The 11,293-nt window shown below is 52.9% G+C and carries 12 protein-coding genes and 1 tRNA gene; 10 read left to right on the top strand and 3 right to left on the bottom strand.

All coding sequences use genetic code 11. The annotated features are described in order from the left end of the window. Positions 1-66 precede the first annotated feature (66 nt). The 9 genes from CDH47_RS02400 to CDH47_RS02360 all read left to right on the top strand — a co-directional run bounded on the left by CDH47_RS02400 (position 67) and on the right by CDH47_RS02360 (position 6,978). Positions 67-339 carry an oxidative damage protection protein gene (locus CDH47_RS02400; RefSeq protein WP_100638220.1) on the top strand — a complete coding sequence of 91 codons (273 nt, stop codon included), beginning with the start codon at positions 67-69 and terminating at the stop codon, positions 337-339. 121 nt (positions 340-460) lie between these two features. Continuing rightward, positions 461-536, top strand: a tRNA-Phe gene (locus CDH47_RS02395). 431 nt (positions 537-967) lie between these two features. Then, positions 968-2,047, top strand: coding sequence for a tyrosine-type recombinase/integrase (locus CDH47_RS02390; RefSeq protein WP_100638219.1), 1,080 nt, complete (start codon positions 968-970; stop codon positions 2,045-2,047). A gap of 3 nt (positions 2,048-2,050) precedes the next feature. After that, positions 2,051-2,746 carry a hypothetical protein gene (locus CDH47_RS02385; protein WP_100638218.1) on the top strand — a complete coding sequence of 232 codons (696 nt, stop codon included), beginning with the start codon at positions 2,051-2,053 and terminating at the stop codon, positions 2,744-2,746. 209 nt (positions 2,747-2,955) lie between these two features. Then, positions 2,956-3,210, top strand: coding sequence for a hypothetical protein (locus tag CDH47_RS02380; RefSeq protein WP_100638217.1), 255 nt, complete (start codon positions 2,956-2,958; stop codon positions 3,208-3,210). After that, positions 3,207-4,181 carry a toprim domain-containing protein gene (locus CDH47_RS02375; protein ID WP_100638216.1) on the top strand — a complete coding sequence of 325 codons (975 nt, stop codon included), beginning with the start codon at positions 3,207-3,209 and terminating at the stop codon, positions 4,179-4,181. Before CDH47_RS02380 ends, CDH47_RS02375 begins: the two co-directional genes overlap by 4 nt. Then, positions 4,178-6,061 carry a DUF927 domain-containing protein gene (locus tag CDH47_RS02370; RefSeq protein WP_100638215.1) on the top strand — a complete coding sequence of 628 codons (1,884 nt, stop codon included), beginning with the start codon at positions 4,178-4,180 and terminating at the stop codon, positions 6,059-6,061. Before CDH47_RS02375 ends, CDH47_RS02370 begins: the two co-directional genes overlap by 4 nt. Beyond that, on the top strand, positions 6,058-6,441 hold the full coding sequence (locus tag CDH47_RS02365) for a hypothetical protein (RefSeq protein WP_100638214.1): 384 nt from the start codon (positions 6,058-6,060) through the stop codon (positions 6,439-6,441). Before CDH47_RS02370 ends, CDH47_RS02365 begins: the two co-directional genes overlap by 4 nt. Before the next feature lie 297 nt (positions 6,442-6,738). Then, positions 6,739-6,978: a hypothetical protein gene (locus tag CDH47_RS02360; RefSeq protein ID WP_100638213.1), complete on the top strand. Its 240-nt coding sequence runs from the start codon at positions 6,739-6,741 to the stop codon at positions 6,976-6,978. Between the two features lie 59 nt (positions 6,979-7,037). Here the strand turns inward: CDH47_RS02360 and CDH47_RS02355 are convergent, their stop codons facing one another. Both CDH47_RS02355 and CDH47_RS02350 read right to left on the bottom strand, forming a co-directional pair. Beyond that, a complete protein-coding gene (locus tag CDH47_RS02355) occupies positions 7,038-7,895 on the bottom strand; it encodes a DUF4339 domain-containing protein (RefSeq protein ID WP_100638212.1) in 858 nt (285 codons plus the stop codon). A gap of 1,400 nt (positions 7,896-9,295) precedes the next feature. After that, the gene (locus CDH47_RS02350; protein WP_100638211.1) at positions 9,296-9,736 is read right to left on the bottom strand and encodes a universal stress protein; all 441 of its coding nucleotides are present in this window, start codon (positions 9,734-9,736) and stop codon (positions 9,296-9,298) included. A 177-nt stretch (positions 9,737-9,913) separates the two neighbouring features. Between CDH47_RS02350 and CDH47_RS02345 the strand changes: the two genes are divergently transcribed. Then, the gene (locus CDH47_RS02345; RefSeq protein WP_161494470.1) at positions 9,914-11,029 is read left to right on the top strand and encodes a sterol desaturase family protein; all 1,116 of its coding nucleotides are present in this window, start codon (positions 9,914-9,916) and stop codon (positions 11,027-11,029) included. 9 nt (positions 11,030-11,038) lie between these two features. Here CDH47_RS02345 and CDH47_RS17565 read toward each other — a convergent pair whose 3' ends face one another. Next, on the bottom strand, positions 11,039-11,194 hold the full coding sequence (locus CDH47_RS17565) for a hypothetical protein (protein WP_193601546.1): 156 nt from the start codon (positions 11,192-11,194) through the stop codon (positions 11,039-11,041). Between the last annotated feature and the right edge of the window lie 99 nt (positions 11,195-11,293).

Here is an 11,293-nt window from a genome sequence, read left to right as displayed (position 1 = left end):
CTACGCACGCTCGACCGGCACAATCTGCTATCATCCAATCACTTACCCATTACAACAGGAGCGATCATGAGCCGCACCGTATTCTGCCGCAAACACCAGAAAGAACTGGAAGGCCTGAGCTTGCCGCCCATGCCCGGTGCCAAGGGCCAGGACATCTTCGAGAACATCTCCAAACAGGCTTGGGAAGAATGGCAGCACGAGCAAACCATGCTCATCAACGAAAAGCACCTGAGCCTGATGGATCCGAACACACGCAAATACCTGCAGGCGCAAATGGAGCATTTCTTCAACAACGAGCCTTTCGACAAAGCCGAAGGCTACGTACCACCTGAGAAATGACCCAGAATTGGTCAAAGGCCGATCAACCCTGAAAAGATTCAGATATTTTTCCGGGCTGGCCTTGACTCACCACACCGAAACCGGTTTAATAGCGCCCCGTTGCATAGCAGTAAAGCAACTTGCCCGGATAGCTCAGTCGGTAGAGCAGAGGATTGAAAATCCTCGTGTCGGTGGTTCGATTCCGCCTCCGGGCACCAATTATTTCAACGACTTAGCCCGCCCACCAGCGGGCTTTTTCGTTTCTGCCCCTTAAAATGGGACACTAGCGGGACACCAAACCGCAAAACACCACAATAATCAGCCCCCCTTACCTGCACACCCAAGCGCCGCCAATTGTCCCCGCGGGACACCTCAAAGAGCCGAATTTCAGCCCACACTGTCCCGCCAGTGTCCCTTTCCCACACCACAGAAAAACAAACCTAATAATTTCATGGAGATAAAAGATATTACCCGAGGACTATCTATCCCGTGGTTGATATTGTGACGTGTTGCGGCTTACAGTGAAGGGGAGCCGGGCCAGTGCGCTAACACCAACCCGGCAACCACCGGCAAAACCTTATAGGGAGGTTCAGCCAATGGCAAAGCCACTATATCACCTTGCGCCCTTCACACTATTGGGGGGCAACGCATGGCCACGATAGAAAAACGCACGACTCAAACCGGAACAACCTACCGGGTAAAAATACGCCTCAAAGGCCGCCAGGCTGAAACCGCCACGTTTGAACGGCTGACCGATGCCAAGCGGTGGGCTACCCAGACAGAGGCAGCAATCAGAGAAGGCCGGTATTTTCATTCGACTGCTGGCAAGGGAAAAACGCTGGCGGACGCTATCGACCGATACAGCCGCGACATTCTGCCCGACCTGAAAGACCAGAACCCTCGCCGTGTTCATTTGAAGTGGTGGCGTAGCAAGATTGGCGCAACGTCAATCAGCGACATAACGCCCGCACTGCTGACGGAATGCCGGGACACCTTGAAGGCAACGCCCTACATGAACGGCAAGACTGAAAAACCCCGCACTGACGCAACCGTTAACCGCTATCTGGCTTCACTCAGCCCGGTACTGAAAGCCGCCGCCGATGACTGGGGATGGATTACTGACAACCCCTGCCGGAAGGTTCGCCGGGGCAAAGAATCAAAAGGCCGCACCCGCTTTTTAAGCACAGACGAGCGTAACAGGCTGCTGGCGGCTTGCGACCAAGCCACCGATACACCCGAACTGAAAACCATCGTTCTATTGGCCCTGACAACCGGGGGCCGCCGTGGCGAAATATCCGGCCTGCGCTGGCAGGATGTTGACCTTAAGCGCAAACGAATCATTTTTGCCGACACCAAGAACGGGGAGACAAGGGCCGCGCCGCTGGTAGGGCCCGCACTGGAAGCCATGAAGGAGTGGGCAAAGGTTCGCCCGCTGGATTCCACCGCCCATGTATTTCAGGGCCGCACCGACAAAACCCAAGACAAGCCGCTCGATTTCCAACGCGCTTGGATGACCGCCCTAAAACGGGCAGAGCTGACAGATTTCAGGTTCCATGACCTACGCCACACCGCCGCCAGCTACCTTGCAATGAACGGGGCAGGCTTGCGGGAGATTGCCGACATATTGGGGCACAAGACACTGGCCATGGTTCAACGCTACAGCCACCTGACGCAAGACCACAAGGCCGCCGTTGTGGAACGGATGGCCAAAGCCGTATTTGAGGATTGAGAAATGACCCCGGATTACATTTCTGACTACGTTGATTTATCCGTTTTCAGCCTCGGAGGCAGCGGCAAGTTTATGACGGAAGATGATGCTCTCAAACTTTCGGATACCCTTTCTATTGCAAACGCAGCTTGCTGCATTGTCGGTGTATCACCAGCTTTAATTACAAATGACACATATATGACTATTCATTTGAACGCTGGCGATTCCAATATAAACGACCTACTTCCCTCAGCAGAAACCAATATCGTCGTACAGGCTATTTGCAACGCAATAACAACGGGAAAACTTGAAGTTGCCCACCTAGAGCGCCCGGACTCAGAGCACGCTACAGCGGCTGACTATGTAATCAAAGAAACTATCATTGAAGTTGATGAACTCAAACGCTGGCTACTATCCCGCAACTGCAAGCCGCAATTCTTTTTCGGCGCTGACGCCGGTAACACTCCCGACTATCTGGAACTGAAACACCCGAACTTTAGCGCGGAAATCGCGGCAGCAATTAGGGCATGGGAAGCAATACAAGACCCAGAATTGCGAAAAGGAAAAACGGCAAAAGCGGCTGCTACCGAATGGCTTGAAACCAACTACCGCGAGCTTGGCTTAATGCATAATGGCAAGCGGAGCGGAAGCGCCATAGAACGGATTGCCACTATTGTTAACTGGGAGACAAGCGGGGGTGCACCGAAGACCCCCGGCTAACCTACCCACCCTTTCAGCCCTTGGTATTACTGCCTTCCCCGAACTACCAAGGGCAGAACCTACCCACCTGAAGAGCTACAACCTCCCCCACTGAACTCATTTTTGCATAGGTAGGTTTTCGACAACCTCCCCACTTATGGCACCGCGCTTTTACTGTTTTCATGCACTCAGCCAACCACGGCAATTCTCGAAACTTGAGGGCATGAAACATGACCGTTGCAGCACAAAACCACACCAACACCGAAGCCGCCAACCAAGGCCCGACACTGCTGACACTCAGCCAGCTATGCCAGGCTGAACCCGCAATCACACCGGGAGGCGTTCGCCACCTATTGTTCACCAAGGGCCACGACCTGCCCGGCGTTTATCGCTTTGGACGCAAACTGCTGTTTGACCGCTTGGAATTTATGGGAGGGATAAAACAGGGACACGCCGCACAAATCAGCGGGAGAGCAGCACAATGAAAAAAGCGCCCACCCCCGAAAGAGCAAAGCGCCATACCCAAGACCATTATACCACCGTCAGCACCTACGGCGAACGCTTAGACGCCATACGTGAAGCCCTGCTGAACGCCGGCATTGAGCCTGCAAACATGGATGCCCTGCTATCACGACTGACTGATGGGCAGCTAATCCGCACCGGCACCGCCAGCAAGCCCAGCAGCAAAAACCTATGGTTGATTGCTTACCACGACAGTGGCTTGCCTTTTGTTGTCGTCGCTGGCGACTGGGCAACCGGTGCTGACATGAAGTGGATAGCTCAAACCGGCGACACCATGACCGATGCCGAGCGCCGAGAACTGCAACGCCGCTTGGCTGAGGCGAAGCAGGCCAGAGAAGCAGAACAAGCCCGCCAATGGGAGCAAGCCGCCGCCAGAGCCGCCCACCATTGGCATGAAAGCACACCGGCTAACCCAAACCATGGTTACCTGCAATGCAAGGGCATACAACCCCACAACGCCCGCCAGCAAGGCAGCGACCTTGTATTGCTGCTGACCGACTTCAACGGCAAAGCATGGAGTCTGCAAACCATAGACGAGGTCGGAAATAAGCGCCTGATGGCTGGCGGACGGAAAGCCGGGAACTTCATCGTCGTGAACCGCCACGACCACCCCGCCCACATTCTTATCTGTGAAGGATTCGCCACCGGCTGCACCTTGGCAGAGATAGATGGTAATGCCCTGGTACTGGCGGCCATTGATTGTGGCAACCTGAAAGCCGTGGCCACCGGAGCACGCAACCGCTGGCCTGATGCTGAGATTGTGGTTTGTGGTGACGACGACCACCAGACCGAAGGCAACCCCGGAGAAACAGCCGCCCGCGCCGCAGCCATTGCCGCCGGGGCACGCTATGCCCTACCTGAATGGCCAGACAATGCACCGCTGACCCTTTCCGACTTCAACGACCTGCACCAGTGGCAGAAGGGGGCGTTATGAGCAATTCAAACCCTGCACCTGTAAAAAGTGACGTTACTGGTGTTACTGATGTTACCGCCAGCAATGGCGGGGGCTACAGCGATAACGCCACAGAAAACGCCCATGTTACTGGCGTTACCGTGATGCCCTTGGCACCCGCTGAAACCGAACCGACAAGCCTGACCGAGCCGGAAATCAGCCGCCCGTGTTTCCAGACCCATGATGACTGGTTCCAACTGAACGGCAGGAAGTGCCAGCCCGGCTTGTACTGGCATGGGGTAAAAGACAAAGGCGAGGAAGAAACACCCGTTGATGATTGGATTGGCTCACCCATTCACGCCGCCGCCATGACTCATGACGAGCATGGCAGTAGCCACGGGCTGCTACTGAAGTACACCGACCCACAAGGGCGCTGGAAATCATGGGCTGCACCTATGGCGCTACTGGCAGGTGGTGGTGATGAGCTGATGCGGGAGCTTTTAAATAATGGCTTCCGTTTCGACCTGCGAAAGAAAAACCTATTTCAACAGTGGATGATGAGCCGCAAACCAAAAGAGCAAATCACCGCCGCCACCTGCACCGGTTGGAGCCGTGACGAAAAGGCGTTTGTATTACCAAGCCGTACAATCGGCAACCAAAAAATCAGCTATCAATCCGAACACGCCGCACCCGACACCTACAAAGAAGCCGGAACACTGGAAGGCTGGCGGGACAATATCGCCGCCTTATGTGTGGGCAACCCGGTATTGATGTTGGCGGTATCAACCGCCTTTGCCGGGCCGCTGTTACTGAAAGCCAAACGTCAATTCAATGGTGGTGGCGGCATTCACTTAGTCGGTGATTCAGGCACCGGCAAAACAGGGGCCGCACAAGCCGCCGCTACCGTGTGGGGAGGGCCTGATTATGTAATGACCTGGCGAGCCACCGGCAACGGGCTAGAAGCCACCGCAGCCGCCCGAAACGACACTCTTTTGCCGTTGGATGAAATCGGCGAAAGTAACGCCCACGAAATCGGAGCAACGGTATACGCGCTGGCTAATGGGTTGGGCAAACAAAGGGCCGCCCGTAGTGGTGGCGCTCGACTGTCTGCACGCTGGCGGATTGTTGTCTTATCCACCGGAGAACACACGCTCTCAACCCACATAAAAAAGGCCGGAGGCGGGGCCAAAATCAAAGCAGGACAAGAAGCCCGCCTTCTGGATATTCGCGTTGATAACCGCACCCATGGCGCTTACGACAACCTTCACGGCTACCCGAATGGGGCCGCCTTCAACAGTGCTATCAAGGAGCGTTCCAGCCAAGACTACGGCAAGGCCGGGGCCGCGTTTGTTGAGGCGCTGCTGAATGACGATACTGACCGAGCCCAACAATACAGCGAGCTATGCAGCCTGTCCGGATTCAGCGCCCGCGATGGCGTAGAAGCGCGAGCCGCCAGTACCTTTGCGCTTATCGGCATGGCTGGCGAGGTAGCCACAGAATATGACCTTACTGGCTGGCCTGAAGGAGCCGCGCTCACAACTGCCTTTGATATGTATGCAAGCTGGCAGGGTAACCGGGGCGAAGGCCGCACCGAAACCCGCCAGATTCTGGATACCGTAACGGAGTTTATAGAAACCCATGGCGACAGTCGTTTTTCAGAGATTCACCCAACGGAAACAGACCCAGTAAAGGCCAGTGGTCAAGGCCGGGCCGGATACTGGGAGGACACCAACGAAGGTCGGGTATTTCTATTCACCGCAGCCGGGCTAAACGAGGCCACAAAAGGTTTTGATATGCGCCGGGTAGCTGATGCGTTGGACGCTGAAGGTTGGCTATTGGGTAAGGAGCGCTCAAAGGTTAGGAAGGCTGGCGGCAAAAATACACGCCTGTATTCAGTGCTACCGAAGGACAGCGAGCAATGAGCCTTGCCGCCCTGATTGCCCGATACAAACAACCACCGGTAACACCAGCAACACCGGTAACGTCGCCCATGTTACCACTACAAGCCGCGCCAACACTGGCGGTAACACCAGTAACACAGGTAACACCACAAAACGCAGAAGGGCAAAGAGAAAAGCAAAACCCTGATGCATTGCTGGCAGATATCGCGGTAATGATTCACGCCGACCCAGACCAGTTACGCGACCTGCTTAGTGCTGACGACCTGGACGATATAGCGCAAGGCTACAACAGCCAGAGCTATATGCTGGATTACTTCCGGCTGATGCGGGCTGATGGCAAGTTGCCGGCTTGCACAACAGCACCGCCCGGCCATCGACACAGCAACCCGGAACATACTTGAGCGCCTTCTGATTGACCTGATGCGTATTAGAGACTTTGAGTTCGACACCGCCGGGAACCGGAGCGAATACACCGGCATGGATGTATGCACCAGGATTCTGGCAAGGCTCATTGATGGGCCAGTGCCGGACAACGGCGCTAAATCTGAATGCCAGCCCCCAAAGCAGTATGGGAAAAGGTAGAGATATCAACATAACAAACCATAACCTATCCAGGCATTTTCCACTTGGCTCTAATTTAGAAATGCTCGGATGTTTCCCGACTATAAAAGCCCCCGACCAATGCAGGAGCTCGCACGATGAGCAACATCACAAGATTGACCGACAAGCCCCAGATCACCTACCAATACCAGGCCGGAGACATTACCCGCGTACTGACGGAAGGGCTAAGGTATGACCAGATAGCCGCAGAAATTAAACAGGCATTAGAACACCTGATATTCGTGGCAGGGTCGGAGGACATTCTAGCCGCCCGTGAATTGCTATCTGACCTGCTACACGCCGTCAAAGATAGTAATCAGCCTGTTAGCAAAAGCTAGAATTCTGCCCCCCTAAGCGGCTGAGAACCTCGCAATGCTTCACGTTTGGCACGACTAGCTTACAATGCCAGCATTTTAGACAATGCAGGATGTGGGCTGCCATTCCACCGGAGGTGAAGTCTATTTATAAAGCCATGAAGCCGTGAAAACACAAACCACGAAACGATCAATAAGATTAGCTTTATAAAAAACCTTGCAAAAATATCTGGTGTTAGCGCCGCTGGATCAGCAATCCAAGTCACCGCAGGCATCAGCCCAAATACTTGCCAAACTGCAATAAACCCAGCCAGGGCTCGGCTTACACGAAGAATAAAAAAAACGATTTTTTTTGAAGAACTTGATGGGTATTCATTTGAACCTGCCACTTCCACTGCGCTTGTATTCTCTTCTGGTCGAGTAACAAGCCATAGCGCACCCCCAACGATTGCAACGCCGAGCAGCTGTATTAGCAAAAATGAACCATTTACTGATGCTACGAGCCTTCCAGCGGCCGGGGGGCTCAGCAAAAAATGATACCCCATATTGCGAACCGTGCCCTGATATGTGACTTGAAATGGTGGGTAAAGAATCATTCCAATTGTGATAATTATCACCACCCACAGTACAATTTTTTGAAAGGAAGCAGGTGGCTGGCCACGCCTCAAGGGAGTGTTAAAAGAGGGATCAGAAACAGTATCACTTTGGCTAGGCTCGTTTAACGGCTCCTTGTTTTTAGTGTCATCGCTGAAGCAAGCTTGATGTTTAACCGTGGCTTTATACAGGTTAGGGTGAAAACTCAATGGCTCCCAAGAAGTCATCCCTTCTTTCCAAATGGGTGTGTCCTTGTCAACGCTTCCGCCTTCGTAAAGATCCCGCATCTCATCAGAAGAAACAGGCCCGCGCTCACCATTTTTTGTAATGTAGTGCCATTTTTTCATTATGAGGTTCCATCCAAAAATTGATTTCTTTCCGCATGGAGATGACGCTTCAGATTAGCGCGCCCACCGTTAACTATAGCAGCCACTACCAACTATAGGTTTACACAACCGGCTTAATGCAATGCTTGGCAAGTAAGCTGACAAAACGCTGATAGAGCTAGACTCACCCTAGCTATCAGACGGATTTCTTTCGAGCAGGTGGCTCGAGCACCCAAACCTGTCAAATCTCAACACCCCGAGCGACCGGAAACCTGAAAACGGAAAGCGCCCGCCAGGCCAGAAACCTCAGTATTCTGCATCGACTAGAACGTGAGAAAACCCTCGTTTGGTTAGAGTTTTCCATTTGTACATGCCAACTGGTAACCGCGCCGGTATCCACCAAATGTAATCATTCTGGGCGTGACTCGTGCACACAGAAAGTGCGCAGTTTCACCCAGCCAACCTGTTATCAAATGTTATGGTTTGAGCCATCAAGGTTCGCGGCATGGGTTCGCATTTGCCAGAAGACCCTCACAAGTCCGCCCGCGCCCCGCAATCACAACCCCACATGATTCTGACCAGCCATTCAGTACAAAGCCACCGGCAAAGCCATGGGGCCCCTGATGCCCCGAGAGTCACCACGAGCCGGAGCAACCACGCGGTATAAGGTTAATTTTTGGCGCACATTGCCACCTCACCAGATGAAGCCGCAACACTATGGCCTGCAACGCTTACCCTCTGGGGCGTCTGTCCAACATTACAGCATTGAGAGCCACACCAGAAAAGGTACTCCAGAAGGGTGGGGCTTGGTGGGTAGCGCAGAGCTCGAATACTCACTACATAAGAAAATTATGGGGGCAGGTTGTTGTATCACTATCCGCTAGCAACCGAAGCCAGAGGCTTTAACGCTTCTGACACTACAATCCTAAATGGCTGGCTGGCGGATTGTTCGACACCGGTATGGGAGAGGGCCGGTTAAATCTCCAAAGCGCCTCACGCCCTCGACCGCCCTGTTAGATAGATTTCTATTTCCACAAAACTAAGGTTTTGAATCTGAGCCGCCAGCCCCAGGCTAAGGGGTAACTGTGGGACACTAGCGGGACACTGAACTGCAAAAAAAGGCAGAGCTACACGGCAGCCCACAACGCACAAACCATACAATCCATTGTTTTACATGCCGTTTTGTTTTGTGGCGCTTTGCTAAAAACGGTTACCAACAGATTGAAAATCCTCGTGTCGGTGGTTCGATTCCGCCTCCGGACACCAATATTTAACGATCTAGCCCGCCTCGATGCGGGCTTTTTCGTGTTTGGACCATACCAACATCACCATACCGCCCAAGCTGAGTTAACGCTGATCCGTGCTTTCTGAGCCGAATAGCCGCGCTAATCGGCTCATATTGTGATTTAAAAAAGCGACGGTTACCCATTCACAACAGTAACCGGCCCCGAAGCATGGCGAACTACTTTCTCGCTGATGCTACCAAGCGTAAGGCTGCGCACCAACGAATGGCCGCGACGCCCCAGTACAAGATGCACACCCGCATTATCTTCCAGATAGTCGAGTATCTCCTTGGCCGGGTCGCCTCTTAGAAGAACCTCTTCAGTTGGCTCAATTGTGCTGCCCACCGCTTTCTTTGCAGCATCAAACACTTCGCGCCCGAAGCCCTCCACCTCCTCGTCGATGCTTTCAGGCATAGCGCCGCCAATCACCATTTTCTCTAACCGCGAGCTCGGGAACACAGACAAGAGTTTGAGTGGTTGGCTAGTCGCCTTTGCCAGCTCTGCTGCCATCCTTGCTGCTTCTAACGAGTGATCTGAACCATCACAGGCAACCACTATGCCGGAAGTAACTTTTGCCATAATCCTTCTCCATTCCTATTGGGTTCATCAACACCATAACACAGACAGACGGTAGAAATTTCCGGGCAAAACAACCCAACCGATGCGTCTAAAAGCAACAGAGTGTCGCATTCTCACAAGCTTTTGTTTTGATGCCAAGGTAACTTCAAGCCATAAATAAAAATAATGAGGGTAGCAATGGCTGATCATTATGTAGCGTTTTCCATTCCGTTCTTTTTGCTGTTTATAGGCTTGGAATCATTTTTTTTCTGGCGCAAAAACCGGACTTCGCTGCGGGTGAACGATAGCCTCACCAATATGAGCTGCGGCATTATCACGCTGATTTTCGAGCTGTTTACAAAAGGCGGCCTGTTCCTGATCTTTGCCTATCTGTCCAACAGGTTTGGCCTTTTTGAATGGAATATGGGCTCAGCGTTCACCTGGATTCTGTTTTTCTTCGTTTACGACTTCTTTTATTACTGGGGCCACCGCCTGTCCCATACCATCAACTTTATGTGGAATGGCCACCTGCCCCACCACCAAAGTGAGGAGTACAATTTTACGGTAGCTCTCCGCCAGGGTGCCCTGCAGGACACATTGGTATTCCCGATCTTTCTTCCGATGGCGTTTATGGGCTGCCCCATCGAAGTCTTCGCAACGGTTTTGCTTCTGAACAAGTTCTTCCAGTTCTGGATACATACCAAAGCTATTGGCCGGGTCCCCCTAATTGAAGGCGTTTTTAACACGCCTTCCGCCCACCGCGTGCACCATGCAGTGAATCCCCGTTATATCGACAAGAACTATGGCGGAGTGGTCATGTTCTGGGACAAGCTTTTTGGTACCTGGGCAGAGGAGCGGGACGAAGAGCCCTGCGTTTACGGTGTGCGCAAGCCCTATCGAAGCTGGGACCCGCTATATGCTCATGTGGATTGGTGGGCAAGGCTGTGGAAAGACGCAGTGAATACCGAAAAGTGGACCGACAAGATCAAGCTGTGGTTCATGCCTACGGGCTGGCGCCCTGCGGATGTCAACGAGAGCGATCCGTGGACGCCCTATGACATTGAGAACTATAAAAAGTACGACCCGGACGTAAGCATCTGGCAAAAGACCATGTCGGTCGCCTTGTTTTTGGCCACCCTTCCCTTAATCAGCCACCTACTGTTTGAGCAGTTCACCCTGCCCTTGTGGAAAAAGGCCGTCCTTTCAGTGGTAATAATGGTCTGCCTCTATGCCTGTGCTTACTTGCTCAATGGCACCAAACGCAAGGCATTTGCAGCCATGGCCGGGAAGAATACAAACGAAGGATTTTCGTAAAACAGCCCATCAGGCAGCTTTGCGAAAATCCTCCATCCGTACGCTTTTGTCGCGGCTGCGACGGTACTTGCTTTTGTCTTCAACGACGCGCATCTGATACTTCGGGGTTTTTAGCTCCCGCTGCACCGCACTGTGCTTTGTAGGCCTTGCTTTGTTTCTCGCCATTGTAATGCCTCCATTGGCAAATGTGTTTTAACTCTCCCATTATAGCACTTTGTGATACTCCGGAATGCATAAGGAATGGCACGCATCTCCTGGACTGCC

The organism is Marinobacter salexigens (genome assembly GCF_002806945.1).
GTDB lineage: Bacteria > Pseudomonadota > Gammaproteobacteria > Pseudomonadales > Oleiphilaceae > Marinobacter > Marinobacter salexigens.
Note: the sequence above shows the minus strand (reverse complement) of the source record. Positions and strands in the feature narration are given on the sequence as shown.